Here is a 22,872-nt window from a genome sequence, read left to right on the forward strand (position 1 = left end):
CGGATGAGCCACGAGGCATTCGACGCGGTCGACGTCATCGTCACCAAGCGTGACGGACGGCGCCTGAGCGACGAGCAGATCGACTGGGTGATCGACGCGTACACCCGCGGCGTCGTCGCCGAGGAGCAGATGTCCGCCCTCAACATGGCGATCCTGCTGAACGGGATGGACCGGTCCGAGATCGCGCGGTGGACCGCGGCGATGATCGCCTCGGGCGAGCGGATGGACTTCTCGGGCCTGTCGCGCCCGACCGCGGACAAGCACTCGACCGGTGGTGTGGGGGACAAGATCACCCTGCCTCTCGCCCCGCTCGTCGCCGTCTTCGGCGTGGCCGTCCCCCAGCTCTCCGGACGTGGCCTCGGCCACACCGGCGGCACGCTGGACAAGCTCGAGTCGATCCCGGGCTGGCGTGCGGCGCTCAGCAACGACGAGATGCTCGCGCAGCTCGAGAACGTCGGCGCGGTGATCTGCCAGGCCGGGTCCGGTCTCGCACCGGCCGACCGGAAGCTCTACGCGCTGCGCGACGTGACCGGCACCGTGGAGGCCATCCCGCTGATCGCCAGCTCGATCATGAGCAAGAAGATCGCCGAGGGTACCGGGTCGCTCGTCCTCGACGTCAAGGTCGGCTCGGGTGCGTTCATGAAGGACGAGGACCGCGCACGGGAGCTCGCGCGGACGATGGTCGAGCTCGGCACCGACGCCGGGGTGCGCACCGTCGCCCTCCTCACCGACATGTCCACGCCGCTCGGCCTGACGGCGGGCAACGCGCTCGAGGTCCGTGAGTCGGTCGAGGTGCTCGCCGGCGGGGGTCCGCCCGACGTCGTCGAGCTGACGATCGCTCTCGCCCAGGAGATGCTCGCCGCAGCCGGGCGCCCGGATGCGGACCCCGCGGCCGCGCTGTCCGACGGCCGCGCGATGGACGTGTGGCGCGCGATGATCGCCGCCCAGGGTGGGGACCCGGACGCGACCCTGCCGGTGGCCCGCGAGACCGAGCAGGTCCTCGCCCCGGCCGATGGCGTGCTCGTCGGGCTGGACGCGTATGCGGTCGGCATCGCCGCCTGGCGTCTCGGTGCAGGCCGTGCCCGCAAGGAGGACCCGGTCCAGGCCGGGGCCGGCGTCGAGATGCACGTCAAGCCCGGCGCCCTCGTACGCGCGGGCGACGTGGTCATGACGTTGCACACGGACACGCCGGAGCGGTTCGACCGGGCACGCGAGGCTGCGGTGTCGGCGATCACGATCGCCCCGGAGGGCTCCCGCCCGGCGTCGACACCGCTGGTGATCGACCGGATCGCTGCCGGATGACGTCGAGGGTGCAGTTCACCTCGCTGCTGCGGGGCCTCGGCATCGGCGGGGTGGTCTCCACCTGGAACGGCACGGCCGGAGCCGGGCCGGTGGCTCCTGGGACCTCGTCGGTCGGGACCTCGTCGATCGTCGACATCGAGGACGTGCTGCGACGCGCAGGAGCGGCCGGGGCGCCTGCTGCGGCCCGTGACGAGCTGCGCGACCTCTGGCCGTCCCTGGACGCCCGGACCCGCGCCCAGGTGGGCGCGCCGCTACGGCCGGCGGACGGCAGCGACGTCCTGCGGTGGGGGACCGCGGCCGCCCGGCAGACCGATGGGACGACGTGCGGGTCGGCGGTCCTGACGATGCTCGCGGCCGCGGGTGACCCGCTGCTGGCGCTCTGGCTCGCCGTCGGCTCGACGTGCGGTGGGTACCGTCCGCCGGAGCTCCAGGACGTCGACCTCGACACGCCGCCCGGCCAGGACCCCGACGCGGGGGCCGCCGCGCGGTTCGGGGCCGTCCAGGAGTCGATCAAGCGGAGGAGCAACCGCGGCGCCCTGCTCGGGTGCCCGTGGCCGGCAGCCCTCGGCACGCCACCGTGGGGGGCCGCCCGGGTGGCACGGTTCCCCGGTGTCGGGTACCGCTCGGTCCTCGTGGACGACACGCGGACGAGCGAGGTCTCGGCCGTGGTCTCCCGCGCCGCGCGGGCGCTCGACCACGGGGTCCCGGTCCCGCTCTACGTCGGCGGCGACCTGGGTTCCGGGATCGCGGCGGCCGTCCCCCGGCACGTCGTCCTGCTCACCGGACACGACGGCGACCGGGTGACGGTGTACGAGCCGTCGCAGGGGCGGGTCCACGACGTCGCCGTCGAGGAGCTCGTCCGGTCGTCGGGCCCGTCACCGGCGCTCGGCGGCTGGTCCCACGTCGACTGGGCGCTGCTGCCGGCGCGACCCGCGGATACGGTGGGCGCATGACCGTCGACACGGACCGGATCGCTGCGCTCCCCACGGTCCTCCTGCACGACCACCTCGACGGTGGCGTGAGACCGGGGACGATCGTCGAGCTCGCGGCGCAACTCGGCCAGGACCTGCCGACGACCGACCCGGAAGAGCTCCAGCAGTGGTTCGTCCGCGAGGCGGGCACGGTGGTGGTCGACGGTGTCGCGACAGGCTCGCTCGAGAAGTACCTCCAGACCTTCGCGGTGACGCTCGGGGTGATGCAGACGGCCGACGGGCTGCGCCGGGTCGCTCGTGAGGCGATCGTCGACCTCGCGGCGGACGGTGTCGCGTACGTCGAGGAACGGTTCGCGCCCGAGCTCCACACGATGCGTGGCCTCGGGGTGCAGGACGTGGTCGACGCGGTCCGGCAGGGCTTCGAGGACGGCGTCGCCGAGGCCGCAGCAGCGGGACGGTCGATCTCGGCCGGGATGCTGATCACGGCGATGCGCCAGAACGACCGGTGGGACGAGATGGCCGAGCTCGCGCTCGCGAACCGGGATCGCGGCGTGGTCGGGTTCGACATCGCCGGTCCGGAGCGCGGGTTCCCGGCGACGCGGCACCTGTCGGCGTTCCGACGGCTGCGCGACGCGAGCTTCCCGGTGACCGTGCACGCAGGTGAGGCCGACGGCCTCGCGTCGATCGCAGCGGCGGTGCACGAGGTCGGCGCGAGCAGGCTCGGCCACGGCGTGCGGATCATCGACGACATCGAGATCGTCGCTCCCGCGGAGGCGTCCGTGCTCGAGCAGGCAGAGACCGCGCGGCTCGGGAACCTCGCGCACTGGGTTCGCGACCACCAGATCGCCCTGGAGATCTGCCCCACCTCGAACACGCAGACCGGAGCGGCGCGGTCGCTGGCCGAGCATCCGATCACGCTGCTCGAGCGCCTGGGCTTCGCCGTGACGGTGAACACCGACAACCGCCTCCAGTCCGACACGTCGATGACGCACGAGCTGACCGGGCTCGTCGACGAGGCGGGCTGGTCGATCGCGGACGTCCGCGACGTGACCCTGAACGCGGCTCGGAGCAGCTTCCTCCACCACGACGAGCGGCAGGCCCTCGTCGCCCGGATCGAGGGCGCGGGTCGGTCGCCAGGACGGCACAGCGCATGAACCCGGCACAGCGCATGAACCCGGCACAGCGCATGGTCTCGGCACCAGGCCTGACCTCCGCACCAGGCCTGGCCTCAGCACCGGGTCTGATCCCCGTACGGTGCACGCCCGAACCGACGTGCACCCCCGCACCGACGTGCACCCCCGAACCGACACGTGGGACCACCATGAACGGAGACTCTCAGTGAGCAGCACCGCCAGCCTCGACCGGACCGAGCTCGCACGGCTCGTCGACCACACGCTCCTCAAGCCCGAGGCGACCGCTGCGGACGTCGCGGCGCTGATCGCCGAGGCGGTCGCGCTGGGGACGTACTCCATCTGCGTCTCGCCGTCGGTCCTCCCGGTCGAGGTGCCGGAGGGCTCCGGGCTCCTGGTCGCCACCGTGTGCGGCTTCCCGTCCGGGAAGCACCACAGCGCGATCAAGGCGGCCGAGGCGTCGCGCGCGGTACGCGACGGCGCCGACGAGGTCGACATGGTGATCGACCTCGGTGCCGCCACGTCGGGGGACTTCGCGAAGGTGCAGGCCGACATCGCGGCCGTGCGTGAGGCCGTCCCGCACCCCACCGTGCTCAAGGTGATCATCGAGTCCGCAGCACTGACCGATGACGAGATCGTCGGGACCTGCCGCGCGGCCGAGGCGGCCGGGGCGGACTTCGTCAAGACGTCGACCGGGTTCCACCCGGCGGGCGGCGCGAGCGTCCACGCGGTGAGCCTGATGGCGGCGACGGTCGGTGGGCGGCTGGGTGTCAAGGCATCGGGCGGCATCAGGACGGCGCACGCGGCGCTCGAGATGGTGGCCGCCGGAGCGACCCGCCTCGGGCTCTCCGGTACCGCGGCCGTGCTCGACGGCCTCGAGGGCGAGACCGCGGCGGCGTCCGGGTCGGACAGCGGGTACTGAACCGAGACCACGGGAGGTGCCGGGCAGCCCCACGCGGGCGCCCGGTCCACCCGATCTGAACCCGGCCTGCAGCCGTCCCCGTAATGGCGCGGGTGCGGCTGCAGGCCGCGGATCCTCCGGAGCTGTCACCCCGGCCAGGCCTAGATCCCGAGCAGCGCCGCCAGCTCCGCCTTGAGGTCGTCCAGTCGACGGCGGGCCGCACCGCGGGCCACGCCGACCGCCTCGTCCGACGCGTCGCGGGCGAGCGGCTCGATCACCTCGAGGTAGCACTTCACCTTCGGTTCGGTGCCGCTCGGCCGGATCACGACGCGGGTGTCGTCCGCCATCACGAAGCGCAGCCCCTCGGTGGGCGGGAGCCCGTCGGCACCGGTCGACAGGTCGACGAGAGTCGTCACCGGTGATCCTCCGAGCGTCGCCGGTGGCGACTGACGGATCCGATCGACGGTCGCGGGGATCTGGTCGAGGTCGGCGAACCGGGCGGAGAGCTGGTCGGTAAGGTGGAGGTCGTGCCGACGGGCCAGGTCGTCGAGCACGTCGAGGAGCGTGCGGCCGTCGGCCTTGAGGCGTGCGGCCAGCTGGGCGATCAGCAGGGCGGCGCTGATCCCGTCCTTGTCTCGAACGAGTGCCGGTGCGACGCAGTAGCCGAGCGCCTCCTCGTAGCCGAAGGCCATGCCCTCGACCCGGGAGATCCACTTGAAGCCGGTCAACGTCGCGGCGTGCCGGAGACCGTGATCCGCAGCGATCCGGGCCAGCAGACGGGAGGACACGATCGAGCTCGCGAGGAACGGCCGTGACGTCGCGTCGGACCCGGCGTCCGGGACCGTGGAGGAGAGCTGCGCGCCGACCAGCTCGCCCAGCAGCGCACCGACCTCGTCGCCGTGCAGCATGCGCCACCCCTCGGCACGCGCGCCGTCCGAGCCGTGGTACGAGCGCGCGCGGGGGTCGCGGACGGCGACGGCGCACCGGTCGGCATCAGGGTCGCTGGCGAGCACGAGGTCGGCGTTGGTCGCGTACGCGAGCGCCGTCGCGAGGTCGATCGCCCCGGGCTCCTCGGGGTTCGGGAACTGCACCGTGGGGAAGTCCGGGTCCGGGTCGGCCTGCTCGGGCACGAGCATGACGTCGGTGAACCCGGCACGTCGCAGCACCGTGGAGGCCACCCGCCCGCCGACGCCGTGCAGCGGGGTCAGGATGATCCGGAGGTTCCGCGGGCCGTCGTCCGCGAGTGCGACCACGGCCGCGACGTACTGCTCGACGAGGTCGTTGCCGAGCACGGTCCAGCCCGCGGTCGCGCGCGGGACCGCGGCGACCGACGGCACGCGGGCGATCTGGGCGGCGATCTCGGCGTCGTACGGCGGGACGATCTGTGCCCCCTGGCCGGCGTCGGTGACGACGCGGCCACCCAGGTAGACCTTGTAGCCGTTGTCCCGGGCCGGGTTGTGGCTCGCGGTGACCATCACGCCGGCATCGGCGTCGAGGTGCCGGACCGCGTAGGCGAGGACGGGTGTCGGCAGCGGTGACGGGAGCAGGAGTGCCTCGATGCCGACGGCCACCATGACCGCGGCGGTGTCCTCGGCGAAGCGCGCCGAGTGGTGGCGCGCGTCGTAGCCGATGACGATGCGGGGCCGGCGATCGGCCTGGGCGAGCGCGGTGTTCAGGTACGCGGCGAGGCCTGCGGCAGCGCGGATCACCACGGCACGGTTCATCCGGTGGGGGCCGCCGCCCATGATCCCGCGCAGGCCGGCGGTGCCGAACTCCAGGAGACCGCTGAACCGGTCGGCGAGCTCGGCGCGGGCCTCGGCGATCCGCGCGCGCTGCTCGGCCGCACCGGTGGATTCGCCGGTCGGGAAGTCCTGCACGGCGACGTCGAGGAGCGCAGCGAGCTCGTCGGCGGTCGACGGGTCGGGGTCGTCGACGACCCACGCACGCACGGCGTCGGCCAGCTCCGGCCAGGAGGTCGTGGCGGTGGCGGTCATGGTCAGATCCTCCGGACGATGTCGGCGAGAAGCGCGCTGATGCGGGGACCGGCGGCGGCGCCGGCCTCGATGACCTCGGCGTGCGACAGCGGTGTCGCGCTGATGCCGGCGGCCAGGTTCGTCACGAGCGAGATCCCGAGCACCTCGAGACCTGCGTGCCGGGCGGCGATCGCCTCGAGGGTGGTCGACATGCCCACGAGGTCGCCGCCGAGGACCCCGGCCATGCGGACCTCGGCGGGCGTCTCGTAGTGCGGGCCCCTGAACTGGACGTACACGCCCTCGGCGAGCCCCGGGTCGACCTCGCGGGCGATCGCACGCAGCCGCGTCGCGTACAGGTCGGTGAGGTCCACGAACGTCGCGCCCTCGAGGGGTGAGGTCGCCGTGAGGTTGAGGTGGTCGCTGATGAGGACGGGCGTCCCCGGACCCCACGCCGGGTTCAGACCGCCGCAGCCGTTCGTGAGGACGACGGCGCGTGCGCCGGCGGCTGCGGCGGTCCGCACGCCGTGGACGACGCGCCGGACGCCCTTGCCCTCGTACAGGTGGGTGCGGGAGCCGAGCACGAGCGCGTGCGTCACCTCACCGGAGCGGTGGTCCTCGATGCGGATCGACCGGATCGTGCCGACGTGCCCCTCGACGGCCGGCGCGGCGAACCCGGGCACGTCGGAGCTGACGACCTCCGCGACGGTCTCGCCGAGCAGGTCGGCCGCGCCGCCCCAGCCGGAGCCGAGCACGAGGGCGATGTCGTGCCGCGGGACGCCTGTGGCGTCCGCGAGATACGCCGCGGCCTCGCGTGCCACGTCGAACGGGTCGGTCGACGCGAGGTCGAGGTCGGGGGAGGTCATGTCCATGTGCCCGAGGCTAGCCCGCGCGCGGCGCGTACACCTGCGCAGACGCGGCAGGCGTCCAGGCATTCACCCGACCCGGCGGGGCGACAGGCAGAATGGGGCCCGTGACCACTCCTTCTCCCGTCCCGGCGCCCGCCGCCCCGGTGTCGGGCTCGCAGCCTGCGCACGTCGTCATCGTCGGGGGAGGACCTGGAGGGTACGAGGCCGCGCTGGTGGCGCGCCGGCTCGGCGCCGACGTGACGATCGTCGAGCAGGCCGGCTGGGGCGGTGCCGCGGTCCTCACCGACGTGGTGCCGTCGAAGACCCTGATCGCGACCGCCGAGTGGATGACGCTCGCGGAACGTGCCGGCGACCTGGGCATCGACGTGGCTGCCGACGTGACCGCGGGCACCTCGCCCCAGGTCGACCTCGCGGCGGTGAACGAGCGGGTGCTGGCGCTCGCGGCCGCGCAGTCCGCGGACATCCGCGGGCGGCTCGAGCGTGAGGGCGTGCGGGCGGTCGCGGGAGCGGCGCGTCTCGACGGACCCCACACGGTCGTCGTCCAGGAGCGCGGGTCCGTGACGGGGGCCGAGGAGATCCTCCCGGCCGACGTCGTGCTGATCGCCACGGGAGCGACGCCCCGCGTGCTGCCGACCGCCGTCCCGGACGGGGAGCGGATCCTGACCTGGACCCAGGTCTACAACCTGCGGTCGATGCCGGAGCGGCTGATCGTGGTGGGCTCGGGCGTCACAGGAGCCGAGTTCGCCGGCGCCTACCGGGCGCTCGGCTCCGAGGTCGTGCTGGTGTCGAGCCGCGACCACGTGCTCCCCGGGGAGGACGCCGACGCGGCCGCGCTGCTCGAGGAGGTCTTCACCGCGCGGGGGATGGAGGTCATGGCGCGCTCGCGGGCGGAGTCGGCGGTGCGGACCGCCGACGGTGTCGAGGTGACGCTCGCCGACGGGCGGGTGGTGCGAGGCTCCCACGTCCTCATGGCGGTCGGCTCGGTGCCGAGCACGCGGGGGATCGGTCTCGAGGAGGCCGGCGTGCGGTTGCGGCCGTCCGGTCACATCGAGGTCGACCGGGTGTCGCGCACGAGCGTTCGGGGGATCTACGCGGCCGGGGACTGCACCGGCGTGCTCCCGCTCGCCTCGGTCGCCGCGATGCAGGGGCGCACGGCGATGTCGCATGCGCTGGGTGACGCGGTGGCGCCGATGGTGCTGCGTGACGTCGCCGCGAACATCTTCACGGCCCCGGAGATCGCGACGGTGGGCTACAGCGAGGTCGAGCTGATCGACCAGGGCGTCCCGTACGTGACGACGAAGCTGCCGCTGGCCCGCAACCCGCGCGCGAAGATGCTCGGCCTGCGGGACGGCTTCGTCAAGCTGTTCGCCCACCCGCTCTCAGGGGTGGTGCTGGGTGGCGTTGTTGTCGCACCGCAGGCGAGCGAGCTCGTCTTCCCGATCACGCTCGCGGTGTCGCACCGGATGACGGTCGACGACATCGCGGCCGCGTTCACGGTGTACCCGTCGCTCTCGGGGTCGATCGCCGAGGTCGCCCGGATGCTGCACCGCGTCGACGAGGCCTGACCTCCGCGACCTGGCAGGTCCGGCCCGACCGACCGACCGGGCCAGCTGACCCGACTACGCTGACCACCCTGACCGCACGCGTGCTCCGCCGCGCGCTCGTCGATCGACCGGGACCGCCGGCGTCGGCTCAGGGGGCGACGGCGACCGTCGTGACGACCGGGAGGTGGTCGGAGGAGCGCGGGGCAGTGAGGACCTGCGCATCGGTGAACGTCACCTGCTGCCCGAGCACCCAGTCGATCCGCGCCACGGGCACGTCGCTCGGTGAGGTCAGCGCACGGGCACCGGCGGCGCCTCCGGCGACGTCGAGCGCGCTCAACCACCCGGCTCCGGTGAGGGTCTGGATCTCGACCGATCCCGGCTCGGCGTTGAGGTCGCCGCCGATCACGCGTGGCGTGGCGGTGGGCTGGGCGGCGAGCAGCGCGGCGATCTCCGACAACCGGGTCGCGGTGTTCTCCGAACGGTGCTGCAGGTGCACCGACGTGACCCGCAGCGGGGTGTCGCCGGCGAGCGTCACGGTCGCCGAGATCGCCGATCGCTGCTGCGGGCCCTCGCCGTACGGCAGGGCCGTGGTCAGGACCTCGGAGAGCCTCGACCGGGAGAGGATGACGTTCCCGAACTGCCGGTCGGCTGCCGGGACGAAGACCATCTGCATGCCGAGCCGGTGGGACAGCCAGGTGCCGACGTCCGCGCCGCCGCCCATGACCCACCCGCGGGAGACCTCCTGCAGGGTGACGACGTCCGGGTGCTGCGCCTCGATCGTGCGGGCGATCTGCTCGAGGTCGACCGATGTCGCGGGGGAGACCCCGTAGTGCAGGTTCCAGTCGAGGAGTCGCAGCGAGGCGTTCGTGCTCGTGGCCGGTACGGCGTCCGTCGGCGCGCAGGCCCACAGCCCCACCACGGCGAGCGCGACCGACGGGAGGACGAGCAGGCGGAGCGGGTTGATCGTGACCGGGACCCGCTCGGGCCGGATCGTGCCGGAGCCGGACGGTGCCCCCGCGGGACCGGTCGCCAGGCCGCCGGGCGGTGCCGGCGTGCGGAGCCGTAGCCCCGCACCGGCGACCGTGACCGCAGCAGCCACGACGACCCAGGTGTTCGGGAAGCCGAGCGGGACGTCGTAGTCGAGCTGGTAGCCGAGCAGCGGGAGGATCGTCCCGAGGCCGATCACGCCGCTGACCACGCCGGTCCGCGAGAGCGTCGGCGGAGCCGAGCGTCGACTCCCCAGCGCTGTCGCGAGGGCGACGGCCGCGGTCGCCTGGGCGACGACCAGGCAGACGAGCACCCAGGGCCCGTGCCACCAGAACGCACCGACGATCGCGAGCGGCAGCAGGACCGCGCTCGCGATGCGGAAACCGGACGTGAGCCGCGTCGGCGAGAGCAGCAGCAGGAAGCCGACGGCGGCGGCAATGACGAGGACCCCGCCTGCCCACGCGAGCCGGGCGCCGTCCTGGGAGGCGGCGAAGGCCGGGTTGGCCAGGATCATCGCCGCAAGCGCGAGATACGGACCGAGCACCCACAGGCGACGCGGGCGTCCGCCCACGACCTCCGTGCGGATCAGCCGTGCGAGCAGCACCGCCCCGACCACGAGCACGACCGTGACGGCCCAGCCGAGCACGCTGTGGCGCCAGTACGCGTCCCAGGTCCCGAGGGCGAGCTGCAGGCCGGTGCTCGTCCCGAGGCCGAGTGTCAGCCCGAGCGCCGCCTGGTGCCCGCCGTTCGGGCGGGCGGCGACGAAGGCCACCGTGAGCGTCAGGACGGTGACGCCGAGGGCGACGGTCGCGAGCCCGAGCCCGAAGCGGAGTCCGCCGTCGAGGGCCTGGACCATGAGCCGGAGCGCGCCGAGGGCGACGGTCCCGATCAGCACCGCACGTCCCGACGGGAATCCGGACACCCGTCCGGCGGCGGTGCGCGTCCCGGCGATGACCAGGACCACGACCGCGAGCAGGGCCGGTGCCGCGTAGGTCAGGACGGCTGCGGACGCTGCGGCGAGCGCTCCGGAGGCGAACGCCCGGTCGAGCAGCGCGCCGCTGGACCGGATGAGCTCGAGGACCAGGGTGGTCACGACGGCCAGCAGCGCGAGACGCGTCGCGACGCCGCGGTCCGGTGGGCTCGTCAGGTCGACCGTGTCAGTGCTCACGCCGGTCACGCTACCGCTCAGGCCAGCAGTCCCTCACCGATGAACGCGCCGTTCGGGCCTGCGAGATCGGCGTCCTCGGGTATCCCGCGCGGCACGGCCCACAGGCTCGAGCCGGTGTGGCGGAGGTACTCGGACAGTGCGTCGTCGCGGGCGAGCGCGGTCTGCATCGGGATGTAGTGCGTCCGGGGGTCGCGCACGTAGGCGAGGAAGACGAGCCCGGCGTCGAGGTGGCCGAGGCCGTCGGAGCCGTCGGTGTACGAGTAGCCGCGCCGGAGCATCCGGACCCCGTCGTGACGGCTCGGGTGGGCGAGGGCGACGTGCGAGTCGACCGGGACGAGCGGTGTGCCGTCCGGTCCCGTCGCCGCGAGGTCGGGCTCGGTGCGCTCGGTACCGCCCGAGAGCGGCGCACCTTCCTGCTTCGAGCGTCCGACGGATCTCTCCTGCGTGCGGAGCGACGTGCGGTCCCAGGTCTCGATCTGCATCCGGATGCGTCGCGCGACGAGGTACGAGCCGTCCGCCATCCAGTCGCCCGCGCCCGCGCCTGTGCCGGTGGTGCCGGTGGTGCCGGTGGCGCCGGGGACCCAGACGTGCGCAGCGAGCGCGTCGTCCTGCTCCGCCGTGAGGTTCGCGGTGCCGTCCTTGAAGCCGAACAGGTTCCGTGGCGTCGGCTGTGAGGTCGAGGTCGACGACGCGCGGCCGTAGCCGAGCTGGCTCCACCGGACCGCGGCGGTGCCGAAGGCGATCCGGGCGAGGTTCCGGATCGCGTGGACCGCCACCTGCGGGTCGTCGGCGCAGGCCTGGACCATGAGGTCACCACCGCACCGGCTCTCCTCGAGGGCGTCGCCCGCGAAGTGCGGGAGGTCCACGAGGGCGGCCGGGCGGCGGCCGGCGAGCCCGAACCGGTCGCGGCCGTCCGCGGTCTCGAACAACGTCGCGCCGAAGCCGAAGGTGAGGGTCAGGCGTGCAGGTGGGAGGTCGACGGCCTCGCCGGTGTCCGCCGGCGGCGCGTCGTCGAGGCCCGGTCCGCCGCCGGCCGGGAGCCCGCGCGTCAGGCGGTCCGCCGCGACCGTCCAGGCACGCAGCAGCGCGACGAGCGCGGTGCGGCTCGACGTCGTGACGTCCCAGCTCGCGAGGTGCAGGTGCTCCTGCGTCGGGGTGACGATGCCGGCCTGGTGACGTCCCCGGAAGGGCACGACGTCGCTGCCGGCGGTCGCGGCCGGGGCCGTGCGAGCCGTCGCGAGGCCACCGGCGAAGGCTCCGGAGAGTCCAGCGGCGGCGAGGCCGGCACCGAGCACCGTGCGACGGGTGAGACCTCCGCTGCTCCGGTCGGTCGTGGGCCGGTGCGCCGTCATCGTGGTGCGAGGACGGCGGCGGTCAGTCGCGACAGCGGCTCACCGAGGGCGTCGACGACGCGCGCGAGCGTCTGGACGTCGCTGCTGCTCAGGTCCGTGTAGGGCACGAAGCCCGTCGCCGTGCGGTGGGCGTCGAGCACGGCCTGGACGTCGCCGACGCGGCCGTCCACCAGGGTGGCGAGCTCGGGGTCCCGGGCGAGCGTGAGGTCGCGCAGCGCCTCGTAGGCGGCTGTCGCGCCGTCGAGGTTCGCCTGGACGTCCCACAGGTCGGTGTGGGACCAGGTCTCTTCCTCGCCGGTGACCTTTCCGGTCGCGATCTCCTCGAGCAGCGCGGCCGCGCCGTTGCCGATCTGGTCGACGCCGACGCTGAAGGTGTCGGCGTGCGTCCGGTCGACGAGGTCCTGGGTGTCGGCGAGCAGGAGGTCGAGATACCGCTCGCGCTCCTGCGCCGTGAGGGGCGTGTACGTGACTCCGCCGTTCGCCGCAGGGGTCGGCGGCCAGAGGTCCTTCTCGAGCCGGTGCCAGCCGGTCCAGTCGTCGCCGTCCGTGACGTCGGCCTCGCGCAGGTCCATCCGCGGGTCGAGGTCGCCGAACGCCTCGGCGACGGGTTCGACCCGTTCCCAGGGGGTTCTCGCGGTCGGGTAGAGGGTCCGCGCGCGCGCCGTGTCCCCCGAGCGGTACGCGTCGGCGAACTCGCGCGTCGCGTCGAGCAGCTGGCTGGTCTGGTCGCGCACGTAGCCGAGGTACGTGGCCCGTGCCTGGGCGATCGCGGGGTCGACGGTGGCCGGCGTGCTCGCTGCCGTGCCGGCCGTCACGGTGAACGGCGACCGGATGCCGTCGCCCGACATCCCCGGCACGCACGAGGCGAGGTAGGAGCCGGGCTGCACGTCCACGACGAGCTCGCGGGTGATCCCGGGGCCGATGTTCTCGGCCTCGCCGAGGACGGTCCGGCCGTCGGTGCCGAGCAGGTAGAACTCGGTCACGTCGCTGCCGTCGTTGGTCACCGCGAAGGTGAGGACGCCGGGGGCGGTGGCAGCGGGTGAGAGCGCGCAGCCGTCGTCCGTGGCGGTCACGGAGACGGTGCGGTCGTCGGCGGAGAGGGCCGCGGGGGCCGCGGAGCAGCCGCCGAGGACGGCGGTGAGCGCGGCGCCGACGAGGACCGGCCGCCGCGTCATCGGGCCGCTCCGGCCTGGGCTGCGACGGGTCCGGTGGTCGCCGGGCGCGGAGCGGCGAACCACACCGACCGCACGAACGTCGTGAGCACCGGCACGACGTACGCGACCCAGGCGGTGGCCTGGAGCCAGCTGGTCTCCGGGGAGAAGTTCAGCACGCCGGTCAGGAGCGAGCCGTACCAGCTGGTGGCGGGGACGACCGCCGAGACGTCGAAGGCGAGGGCGTGCTCTCCCGGGAGCAGGCCGGCCTCCTGGAGGTCGTGCACGCCGTAGGCGAGGACTCCCGCGGCGACGACGATGAGGAACACCCCGGTCCACGCGAAGAAGACGCGGAGGTTCAGCCGCAGTGCGCCACGGTAGATGAGCCACCCCAGCGCGACGGCGGTCGCCAGGCCGAGGGTCGCGCCGAGCAGCGGCTGGGCGTTCGACCCGGCGGCCGACGCGGCTGCCCACAGGAACAACGCCGTCTCGAGCCCCTCGCGACCGACGGCGAGAAGGGCGACGACGAGGACGGCGACGGGGCCGGCGGCGAACGCGCTGTCGAGGCGGTGCTGGAGGTCGGTCCGGAGGTGTCGCGCGGTGCGCCCCATCCAGAAGATCATCCAGGTCACCAGGGCGACGGCGGCGATCGAGAGGAACCCGCCGAGCGCCTCCTGCGCGGTGAACCCGAGGGTGCGCGGGCCGAGGCTGAGGAGGGCGCCGAACCCGAGAGACAGGAGCGCGGCGGTGCCGACCCCGGCCCACAGGAACGGGAGGTGGCTCCGGCGGTCGCTCTTGACGAGGTAGGCGACGAGGATCCCGACGACGAGGGCGGCTTCGAGGCCTTCGCGCAGGCCGATGAGGTAGTTGGCGATCATCGTGGCTTCCGTTGAGGGAGGGGATGGGGCTCGGGTCTGCCCGGGTCCCCGGGTCGAGGATGGACCGGAAAGGAAGGTGAGCCTTACCTAACAACGAGGACCCTACAACATGCTCGCGCCGCCCCAGGAGGGGGTGATGCCGCCGATCGGTGTGAGGCGCGTCACGCGCCGTCGTGCGGGGGTGCCCCCAGGCGCGCGATCATCGCGAGGGCCTCAGAGGCCGCCGTCGAGCCTCTCGAGCAGACCGGGCCACGCCGTCGCGAACGCCGGGAGAAGAGGGAGACCGGCGACGTCATCCCGGTCGACCCAGGCGATCTCGAGGCTCTCCGCATCCGTCGGCCGCGGTGTCACGACGCCGGCGACCTCGGCGAGCACCGTGGTGTAGCTCCAGGGACCGTGGTCGAGCACGTGGTCGCCGAGCACGCGGACCGCGTCCTGGTCGATCCCCGCCTCCTCCGCGGCCTCGCGCAGCGCCGCCTGCCGGACGGTCTCGTCGGGTCCCCGCGCACCACCCGGGATGCCCCAGGTCCCGCCCTGGTCGCTCCACAGCGCACGGTGCTGCATCACGACCGCCTCGACCCGGCCGACGGCGTCGCGCCGCGCGAGGAGCAGCCCGGCGGCTCCGTGCAGGCCCCAGTGCCGACGACCGCACGTGCACACGACCCAGCCGTCACCGGGGTGCGGAGGGCGCACCGGCGGGTGCGGGGACGTGGGGTCACCGTCCGAGGAGCGAGGCATGGCACGAGCGTGCCACGGATCACGCCCCTGCCCCAGAGACCGCGCTGCGTCGACTCGCGCAGCGCGCACCAGCGCGTCGCGCGGTCCAGATCAGTCGAGGATCTCGCAGATCATGGTCCCGGCGCTGATGCTCGCCCCGACGGCGGCAGCGAGCCCGCGCACCGTCCCGGACCGGTGCGCGAGGAGCGGCTGCTCCATCTTCATCGCCTCGAGCACGACCACGAGGTCGCCCTCGAGCACGGCTGCACCGTCCTCGACCGCGACCTTGACGATGGTGCCCTGCATCGGGGACGTCAGACCGGTGCCGAGCGCGGCGCTGAGGCGCGTCGTGGCACGTCGTACCGGCCGCCGCGCGACGGCACCGGGGCGCCCGCGCCCACCGCCGAGCGCCAGCCCCGCAGGGATCACGACCTCGAGCCGCTTGCCGCCGACCTCGACGACCACCCGCTCCATCGCCGCCGGCTCCTCGGTGGTCGCGGTGCCCGACGTCGGCTCCCCGGTGAGACCGGCGAGCTGGTCCGAGAACTCCGTCTCGATCCACAGCGTGTGCACCCGGAAGGGCTCGTCCGGGTCGGCCGGGACGAACGCCTCGTTCTCGATGACCGCACGGTGGAACGGGACGACGGTCGGGATGCCGGCGACCTCGAGCTCGGCGAGCGCGCGTCGTGCCCGCTCGGCGGCCTGCGTGCGCGTCGCGCCCGTGACGACGAGCTTCGCGATCATCGAGTCGAACGCGCCCGACACCGTGTCGCCCTCGACGACGCCCGTGTCGACGCGGACGCCAGGACCGGTCGGCAACGTGAGGGTCGTGATGCGGCCCGGCGCAGGCAGGAAGCCGTTGGACGGGTCCTCGCCGTTGATCCGGAACTCGAACGAGTGGCCGCGGGTCTCGACGTGGTCGTACCCGAGCGGCTCGCCGGCGGCGATGCGCAGCTGCTCGCGCACGAGGTCGATGCCGCTGACCTCCTCGGTGACCGGGTGCTCGACCTGGAGGCGGGTGTTGACCTCGAGGAACGAGATCGTGCCGTCCGCGCCGACGAGGAACTCGCACGTCCCCGCACCGACGTAGCCGGCTTCGCGCAGGATCGCGACGGACGACGCCACGAGCTCGGCGTTCTGCGCGTCCGACAGGAACGGTGCCGGCGCCTCCTCGACGAGCTTCTGGTGGCGGCGCTGCAGCGAGCAGTCGCGGGTCGACACGACGACGACCGTGCCGTGCTCGTCGGCGAGGCACTGGGTCTCGACGTGCCGCGGCCGGTCGAGGTACCGCTCGACGAAGCACTCCCCACGGCCGAACGCGGCGACGGCCTCGCGCACCGCCGAGTCGTACTGGCTGTCGATCTCCTCGACGGTGCGGGCGACGCGGAGGCCGCGGCCACCGCCGCCGAACGCCGCCTTGATCGCGACCGGGAGGCCGTGAGCGGCCGCGAACGCGTGGATCTCGCTCGCGTCGGACACCGGGTCCGGCGTTCCCGCGACGAGCGGCGCGCCGGCGCGCTGGGCGATGTGGCGTGCGCTGACCTTGTCGCCGAGCGCCTCGATCGCCGACGGCGGCGGACCGATCCACACGAGGCCGGCGTCGATCACCGCCTGGGCGAACGTCGCGTTCTCCGCGAGGAAGCCGTACCCGGGGTGCACCGCGTCGGCGCCGGAACGCCGGGCCACGTCGAGCAGCTTGCCGATGTCGAGGTAGGTCTCCGCGGCGCGGGCGCCGTCGAGGGCGTACCCCTCGTCGGCAAGCGTGACGTGCAGCGACTCCCGGTCGGAGTCGGCGTACACGGCGACCGAGGCGATCCGGGCGTCACGGCAGGCACGGACGATGCGGACGGCGATCTCGCCGCGGTTGGCGACGAGGACCTTCGAGATGACGGGCACGGCTCACCGTAACGCGACGGGCTGGGCCGATCACGCTCGACGCCGACCGCGCGGACAAGATTGGGGGAGTGCCCAAGCCGATGTCACCAGACTTGGAGGGTCACTACAAGATCGCTGAGCGTGGTGCGGGTCAGGCGGCGTGGCGTTGTGCCTGGTTGACAAAGGTTGCCGGTGGCGGCGCCCGTCGCGCCGTCAGGACGTCCAGAGGTCGGTGATCGCGACGCCGATCTCGCCGAGCAGCTCCCGGAGCAGCGGCAGGCTCAACCCGACGACGCCGTGGTGGTCCCCCTCGATGCCGGTGATGAACGCACCGCCGAGACCGTCGATCGTGAAGGCGCCGGCGACCGCGAGCGGCTCCCCGGTTCCGACGTAGGCGTGGATCTCGGCGTCGGAGACGTCGGCGAAGTGGACGATCGTGGAGGAGGTCGCGCCGAGCGTGCCGCGGGTCCCGCCGGCCTCGACGGCACGGTCATCGATCAGCCAGTGACCGGTGTGCAGGGTCCCGGTGCGCCCACGCATCGCCTGCCAGCGCGCGACGGCGTCGATCGCGTCGAGCGGCTTCCCGAGGACGACGCCGTCGAGCTCGAGCATCGAGTCGCAGCCGAGCAGGATGACCCCGGTGGACTCGTCGTCGGTGTCCGGGAGGATCCCGTCGACGGCTGCCGTCGACCCGGTGGCCTCGAGCGTGCCGTCGGACAGCCCGCGGGCGGTCGCCTCGACCTTCGCCTGGGCGAGCACGAGGACGGCGTCGGCCGGCGCGAGCGCTCCGAAGCGTGCGTGCGCCGCGGCGAGCACCGCGTCCTCGTCCACGCCGGAGACCGCGACGAGCGGGTCGATCCCGGCGGAGACGAGCGTCGCGCGTCGCGCGGGGGAGGCGGAGGCCAGCAGCAGTCGGGTCACGAGCAGCGAGGGTACGCGGCCGACCAGCGGGGGTGCTCGCGTGTCCGGCGTGCGACGGGTCAGAATGAGGCATGCCCAACGCGAGCCGTGCCGCACAGCGCCCTGCAGAACCGTCCGACCCGGACCTGGGGGCCGTGGAGGACGACTCCGCCGTCCCGACGGGCTGGCGTCACTCGAACCTCTGGATCTTCGGCGTGATGCTGGTCGCCGCCGCGCTGAGCCTGCTCGGGTCGCTCGTCCTGTCGAACGACGCGGTGATCCTGGCGGGGGACAAGAACGCCGCGCTGACGTGCAACGTCAACGCGGTGATCTCGTGCGGGACGGTCGGCGTCTCGTGGCAGGCCGCGCTGCTCGGCTTCCCGAACGCGTTCCTCGGGGTGGCGTTCGCCCCGGTCGTGATGACGATCGCGCTGGCCGGGATGGCCGGCGTGCGGTTCCCGCGGTGGTTCATGCTCGGGGCGCAGGTCATGTACACGATCGCCCTCGGCTTCGCCTACTGGCTGTTCTCGCAGTCGATGTTCGTGATCGGCGCGCTGTGCCCGTGGTGCCTGCTCGTGATGCTCGCGACGACCATCTCGTTCGCGACCCTCCTGCACGCGAACGTCCTGCAGGACAACCTCTTCCTCCCGAGGCGGCTGCAGCGTCGCCTCCTGGAGATCGTGCGCAGCGACGTCGACGCGTACCTGCTGGTCACCTGGATCGTGCTGCTCGCAGCGTCGATCCTGCTCAAGTACGGGAGCCGGCTGTTCGCCTGATCAGGTCGCTGGATCAGGTCAGTGCGTCGGCCAGCACGTCCAGCCCGACGGAGCCGAGGTCGAGCGCCCGGGCGTGGAAGGCGCGCAGGTCGAGCTCGCCACCCTGCGCCCGGGCGTCCTGCACGGCGCGGTCACGCACCTGCTCCCACAGGCGCTGGCCGACCTTGTACGACGGCGCCTGACCGGGCCAGCCCAGGTACCGGTTGAGCTCGTACCGCAGGACCTCCTCGGACATCGCGGCGTTGCCCCGCAGGAACTCCCAGGCCTTCGCGGCGTCCCAGGCACCGCCTCCGCCCAGGTGGGCCGGGAACGGCAGGCCGAGGTGGACGCCGATGTCGAGGACGACGCGTGCGGCGCGCAGCCGCTGGCCGTCGAGCATCCCGAGCCGGTCACCGGGGTCGTCGAGGAACCCGAGGTCCGCCATGAGGCGTTCGGCGTACAGGGCCCAGCCCTCGCCGTGGCCGGACACCCAGCAGCCGAGCCGGCGCCACCTGTTGAGCGTGTCGCGCCGGAACACCGCCTGCCCGAACTGCAGGTGGTGACCGGGGACCCCTTCGTGGAAGACCGTGGTCTTCTCGCGCCAGGTCGTGAACTCGTCGTCGCCGGCCGGGACGGACCACCACATGCGCCCGGGGCGGGAGAAGTCGTCGCTCGGCGGCGTGTAGTAGATCCCCCCGGAGTGCGTGGGGGCGATGCGAGCCTCGAGGGTCCGCACGGGGGCGGGGATGTCGAAGTGCACGCCGTCCAGCGCGGCGATCGCCGCGTCGGCTGTCTCCTGCATCCACGCGTGGAGCTCCCCGGTGCCGTGCAGCGCGCGGGACGGGTCGGCGTCGAGGACGGCGATCGCCTCGGCGACCGTGGCGCCGGGTCCGGCGATCTGCCGGGCGACGTCCTCCTGCTCCGCGACGATGCGCGCGAGCTCGTCGAGCCCCCACGCGTACGTCTCGTCGAGGTCGACGGTGGCACCGAGGAAGTGGCGCGACCAGAGCGCGTACCGCTCCCGCCCGACGCCGTCCGCCTCGGGGGCCTGCGGGGCGAGTTCGCTGCGCAGGAATGTCGCGAGCGTCCCGTACGCCTCCCGGGCCGCCTGAGCGCCGTGCTCGAGCTCGCGCCGGACGAGAGAGCACGCCGCCGACTCGTCGAGGGCGAGCGCCGCGGCGCGGCCCGAGGTCAGCGCCGTGAAGAACGACCGGGACGGGTCCGCGAGCTCCTCGGCCTCGGCGGACGCCTCGCGCACCTGACGGATCGCGGCGACCCGCCCGTCCCGCGCCGCCGCGCGCAACGACTCGCAGTAGCCGGTCACCGCTGCGGGGAGCGCGTGCAGTCGCTCGGCGATCGTGGACCAGTCGTCGGGGTCGGCGGTCGGCATGAGGTCGAAGACGTCGCGCAACGCCTGCACGGGTGAGGCGATCACGTTGAGGGAGGCGAGCTGCTCGTGCGCGTCGGCCAGCTCGAGCTCGAGGCCGAGTCGTTCGCGCATCGCCGCGACGGTCACGCGGTCCGTCTCGTCCTGGGGCTCTGCGGTCGACAGCGCGGCGAGGACGGCGCGCGCGGCGTCGAACCTGGCCGCGTGACCGTCGGGGGACAGGTCCGTCAGCTCGTGGTCGTGCCCGGGGATCCCCATCGACGTGGCCTGGATCGGGTCCAGCCGGGCCACCGTCGCGACGTACGCATCGGCGATCTCGTCGATGCGGGTCGTCGGGCGTCCGGCTGGGGTCCGGTCGCCCGTCGCCGGGGGCGTCCCCTCGGACGGGGTCGGGGCCTGGTGTCGCGGTGCTGGCGAGCTCATCGCCCGACCCTATCGCCGACGGCCGGAGCCTCGGGGTGAGGGCGGGTCAGTCGCGCAGGCTCCAGCGCCACGCGTCCGGGCCGTGCAGGGCGACCGTCCCCGCGCTCCCCGGCCGGCGCAGCCGACGCGCGTGGTCGGCCCAGGCGCTCGTGGCCGCCGCAGGGGGTGCGTCGGTGCTGCCCGAGGCTGCCACCAGACCGGCGACCAGGGCGGCGAGCTCGACGTCGTCGGGTGCTCCGCGCACGACCGAGACGTGCACGAGCGACTGGCCGGTCTCCTCGGTCACTCGTCGTCCTCCTCGTCCTCGTCGTCGTCCTCGAGGTCGTCGAACGGGGCGGGGCCGCCGCGTGTCGTCGCCCACTCGAGGACCTCGAAGCCCGCGCCGGTGAGCTGGGCCACGAGCGCCTCACCCCCGGCGTCGAGGAGCTCGAGCACGGCGTCCAGCGTCGAGCCGGTCGGTCCGGCCGTCGGGCTCACCACGAAGCCGAGGCTGAAGGTGTCGAGGTCGGCCTGCGGGCGCGGGGCGTCCGGGTCGTCCTGGGTCCACCGGTTCGTCCAGGCGAGGGTCGTGAGGTCCGGGTGCAGGCCGAGGAGCCGGTGGATCTCGTCGTACAGCGCGCCGTTGAGCGCACCGATGCGGCTCTCGAGGGCGAGCACCCGCGGGTCCTCGTCGGCGTCGTGCGCGTTGAACTCCGTCCGTACCCCGATCACGGTGTCGACGTAGCCGTGGAGCGCCGTCGCGAGCGCGTCCACCGCGTCGTGCATCGACGTGCCGTCGACCGCGGGTGTCCGGCCGATCGTGCTGTCCGACCGGTCCAGGTCCGGGTCGGGCACGCCTGCTGCCTCGTCCGGGTCGTGCTGCGGCTCAGGGATCACAGCGGGATGTTCCCGTGCTTCTTGGCCGGCAGGCTCGCGCGCTTGGTGCGCAGCGCGCGCAGGGCGCGGACGATCTGCGTGCGGGTCTCGGACGGTTCGATCACGGCGTCCACGTACCCGCGGTCGGCGGCGTCCCAGGGGTTGACGATCGCCTCCTCGTACTCGGCGGTGAGCCGGGCGCGCTCGGCGTCGACGTCGCCGCCGGCCGTGTCGACCGCGGCGAGCGCTGATCTCTGGAGGATGTTGACGGCCCCGCCGGCGCCCATGACGGCGATCTGCGCGGTGGGCCACGCGAGGTTGATGTCCGCGCCGAGCTGCTTCGATCCCATGACGATGTACGCGCCGCCGTAGGCCTTGCGGGTGATGACCGTGACGAGCGGGACCGTCGCCTCGGCGTAGGCGAAGATCAGCTTCGCGCCGCGACGGATGATCCCGTTCCACTCCTGGTCGGTGCCGGGGAGGAACCCGGGGACGTCCACGAAGGTCAGCACCGGAATGTTGAACGCGTCGCAGGTCCGCACGAACCGCGCGGCCTTCTCCGCGGCGTTGATGTCGAGGGTGCCGGCCATCCGGAGCGGCTGGTTCGCGACGATCCCCACCGGGTGACCCTCGACGTGGCCGAAGCCGATCAGCACGTTCTCCGCGTACAACGGCTGAACCTCGAGAAGTACGCCGTCGTCGAGGACGTGCTCGACGACCGTGCGCATGTCGTACGGCTGGCTGTCCGAGTCGGGGATCAGCGTGTCGAGGTCCCGATCCTCCTCGGTGACCTCGACCTCGACGGCGTCGACCGGGTAGACGGGCGGGTCGGTGAGGTTGTTCTGCGGGAGGTACGAGAGGAGCATCCGCGCGTAGTCGAGGGCGTCGTCCTCGTCGGTCGCGAGGTAGTGGGCGACACCCGAGCGCGTGTTGTGCGTCGTGGCGCCGCCGAGCTCCTCGAAGCCGACGTTCTCGCCCGTCACAGAGCGGATCACGTCGGGTCCGGTGATGAACATGTTGGACGTGCCGTCCGCCATGATGATGAAGTCGGTCAGCGCGGGGGAGTAGACCGCGCCGCCGGCGGACGGACCGAGGATCAGCGAGATCTGCGGGATCACCCCGGAGGCGGCGACGTTGCGGCGGAAGATCTCCGCGAACTGCGTGAGGCCGGCGACACCCTCCTGGATGCGCGCGCCGCCGCCACCGTCGCTGATGCCGATGAGAGGGACGCCGGTGCGCAGGGCGAGGTCCATCACCTTGGTGATCTTCTGCCCGTGGACCTCGCCGAGGCTGCCGCCGAACACCGAGAAGTCCTGCGAGTAGACGCAGACCTGCCGACCGTCGACGGTGCCGTGCCCCACCACGACGCCATCCCCGTGCGGGCGCTTCTTGTCGAGACCGAAGTTCGTCGAGCGGTGACGCGCGAAGGCGTCGAGCTCCACGAAGGAGCCCGCGTCGAGCAGGGCGTCGATGCGCTCGCGGGCGGTCTTCTTCCCGCGCGGGTGCTGTCTCTCGGCGGCGACCTGCTCGGAGGCGACGACCGCGGCGGCGTGCCGTGCCCGGAGATCGTCCAGCTTCGCTGACGTCCCGTGAAGGGTGGACGCGGGAGCGGGGTCGCCCGTGGTGGTCTCAGTCACACGACGAGACTAGTTGGTCGGCCCGTGCCGGGTGGTGGTGCCGCCGTACCGCAGGTCGGTGACTCGTCCGTCGGTTTCCCACAACGGCTCGCGGGCGCGTGCGACGCCCATTCGGGTGGCGCCCGGGTCGCCCCGGACG

General features: G+C 73.4%; 19 protein-coding genes. 6 read left to right on the forward strand and 13 right to left on the reverse strand.

From position 1 onward, the window contains the following. Positions 1–3 precede the first annotated feature (3 nt). The 4 genes from LJB74_RS15690 to deoC all read left to right on the forward strand — a co-directional run bounded on the left by LJB74_RS15690 (position 4) and on the right by deoC (position 4,286). A complete protein-coding gene (locus LJB74_RS15690; RefSeq protein WP_259309425.1) occupies positions 4–1,302 on the forward strand; it encodes a thymidine phosphorylase in 1,299 nt (432 codons plus the stop codon). Further along, positions 1,299–2,255, forward strand: a complete 957-nt coding sequence (locus LJB74_RS15695; RefSeq protein WP_259309426.1) for a hypothetical protein — start codon at positions 1,299–1,301, stop codon at positions 2,253–2,255. Before LJB74_RS15690 ends, LJB74_RS15695 begins: the two co-directional genes overlap by 4 nt. Next, positions 2,252–3,388 (forward strand): adenosine deaminase, encoded by a 1,137-nt coding sequence (locus LJB74_RS15700; RefSeq protein WP_259309427.1) that lies wholly within the window; start codon positions 2,252–2,254, stop codon positions 3,386–3,388. The genes LJB74_RS15695 and LJB74_RS15700 overlap by 4 nt, the downstream gene beginning before the upstream one ends. A 184-nt stretch (positions 3,389–3,572) precedes the next feature. After that, complete coding sequence (gene deoC / locus LJB74_RS15705; RefSeq protein WP_259309428.1) at positions 3,573–4,286, forward strand: deoxyribose-phosphate aldolase; 714 nt, start codon at positions 3,573–3,575, stop codon at positions 4,284–4,286. A 140-nt stretch (positions 4,287–4,426) separates the two neighbouring features. Here deoC and LJB74_RS15710 read toward each other — a convergent pair whose 3' ends face one another. Both LJB74_RS15710 and LJB74_RS15715 read right to left on the reverse strand, forming a co-directional pair. Beyond that, positions 4,427–6,259, reverse strand: a complete 1,833-nt coding sequence (locus tag LJB74_RS15710) for a phospho-sugar mutase (protein ID WP_259309429.1) — start codon at positions 6,257–6,259, stop codon at positions 4,427–4,429. A gap of 2 nt (positions 6,260–6,261) precedes the next feature. After that, positions 6,262–7,101, reverse strand: a complete 840-nt coding sequence (locus LJB74_RS15715; protein ID WP_259310380.1) for a purine-nucleoside phosphorylase — start codon at positions 7,099–7,101, stop codon at positions 6,262–6,264. Between the two features lie 98 nt (positions 7,102–7,199). Here LJB74_RS15715 and LJB74_RS15720 point away from each other — a divergent pair, with 98 nt between their 5' ends. Further along, positions 7,200–8,669, forward strand: a complete 1,470-nt coding sequence (locus LJB74_RS15720) for an NAD(P)H-quinone dehydrogenase (protein WP_259309430.1) — start codon at positions 7,200–7,202, stop codon at positions 8,667–8,669. A gap of 127 nt (positions 8,670–8,796) precedes the next feature. Here the strand turns inward: LJB74_RS15720 and LJB74_RS15725 are convergent, their stop codons facing one another. The 7 genes from LJB74_RS15725 to LJB74_RS15755 form a co-directional block, all read right to left on the reverse strand. Further along, the gene (locus tag LJB74_RS15725) at positions 8,797–10,803 is read right to left on the reverse strand and encodes an endonuclease/exonuclease/phosphatase family protein (protein ID WP_259309431.1); all 2,007 of its coding nucleotides are present in this window, start codon (positions 10,801–10,803) and stop codon (positions 8,797–8,799) included. 17 nt (positions 10,804–10,820) lie between these two features. Next, a complete protein-coding gene (gene efeB, locus LJB74_RS15730) occupies positions 10,821–12,155 on the reverse strand; it encodes an iron uptake transporter deferrochelatase/peroxidase subunit (RefSeq protein ID WP_259309432.1) in 1,335 nt (444 codons plus the stop codon). Next, on the reverse strand, positions 12,152–13,330 hold the full coding sequence (gene efeO / locus LJB74_RS15735) for an iron uptake system protein EfeO (protein ID WP_259309433.1): 1,179 nt from the start codon (positions 13,328–13,330) through the stop codon (positions 12,152–12,154). Before efeO ends, efeB begins: the two co-directional genes overlap by 4 nt. After that, complete coding sequence (gene efeU, locus LJB74_RS15740) at positions 13,327–14,184, reverse strand: iron uptake transporter permease EfeU (protein ID WP_259309434.1); 858 nt, start codon at positions 14,182–14,184, stop codon at positions 13,327–13,329. Before efeU ends, efeO begins: the two co-directional genes overlap by 4 nt. A gap of 213 nt (positions 14,185–14,397) precedes the next feature. Further along, entirely contained in the window at positions 14,398–14,922 is a 525-nt protein-coding gene (locus tag LJB74_RS15745) for an NUDIX domain-containing protein (RefSeq protein WP_259309435.1), read from the reverse strand. A 90-nt stretch (positions 14,923–15,012) separates the two neighbouring features. Then, positions 15,013–16,797, reverse strand: coding sequence for a biotin carboxylase N-terminal domain-containing protein (locus LJB74_RS15750; protein WP_259309436.1), 1,785 nt, complete (start codon positions 16,795–16,797; stop codon positions 15,013–15,015). A gap of 192 nt (positions 16,798–16,989) precedes the next feature. Then, complete coding sequence (locus LJB74_RS15755) at positions 16,990–17,697, reverse strand: nucleoside triphosphate pyrophosphatase (protein WP_259309437.1); 708 nt, start codon at positions 17,695–17,697, stop codon at positions 16,990–16,992. Positions 17,698–17,768: 71 nt separating this feature from the next. Here LJB74_RS15755 and LJB74_RS15760 point away from each other — a divergent pair, with 71 nt between their 5' ends. Further along, positions 17,769–18,452, forward strand: a complete 684-nt coding sequence (locus LJB74_RS15760; protein ID WP_259309438.1) for a vitamin K epoxide reductase family protein — start codon at positions 17,769–17,771, stop codon at positions 18,450–18,452. A 13-nt stretch (positions 18,453–18,465) separates the two neighbouring features. Here the strand turns inward: LJB74_RS15760 and LJB74_RS15765 are convergent, their stop codons facing one another. From LJB74_RS15765 to LJB74_RS15780, 4 genes are read right to left on the reverse strand one after another with little or no spacing between them, the layout of a single operon-like run. Continuing rightward, a complete protein-coding gene (locus tag LJB74_RS15765; RefSeq protein WP_259309439.1) occupies positions 18,466–20,241 on the reverse strand; it encodes a DUF885 domain-containing protein in 1,776 nt (591 codons plus the stop codon). 46 nt (positions 20,242–20,287) lie between these two features. Continuing rightward, entirely contained in the window at positions 20,288–20,527 is a 240-nt protein-coding gene (locus tag LJB74_RS15770) for an acyl-CoA carboxylase epsilon subunit (RefSeq protein WP_259309440.1), read from the reverse strand. Beyond that, positions 20,524–21,117 carry a hypothetical protein gene (locus LJB74_RS15775; RefSeq protein WP_259309441.1) on the reverse strand — a complete coding sequence of 198 codons (594 nt, stop codon included), beginning with the start codon at positions 21,115–21,117 and terminating at the stop codon, positions 20,524–20,526. The genes LJB74_RS15770 and LJB74_RS15775 overlap by 4 nt, the downstream gene beginning before the upstream one ends. Further along, entirely contained in the window at positions 21,114–22,733 is a 1,620-nt protein-coding gene (locus LJB74_RS15780) for an acyl-CoA carboxylase subunit beta (RefSeq protein WP_259309442.1), read from the reverse strand. Before LJB74_RS15780 ends, LJB74_RS15775 begins: the two co-directional genes overlap by 4 nt. Positions 22,734–22,872 lie beyond the last annotated feature (139 nt).

It is taken from the genome of Cellulomonas sp. P24, assembly GCF_024704385.1.
Taxonomy (GTDB): Bacteria; Actinomycetota; Actinomycetes; order Actinomycetales; family Cellulomonadaceae; genus JAJDFX01.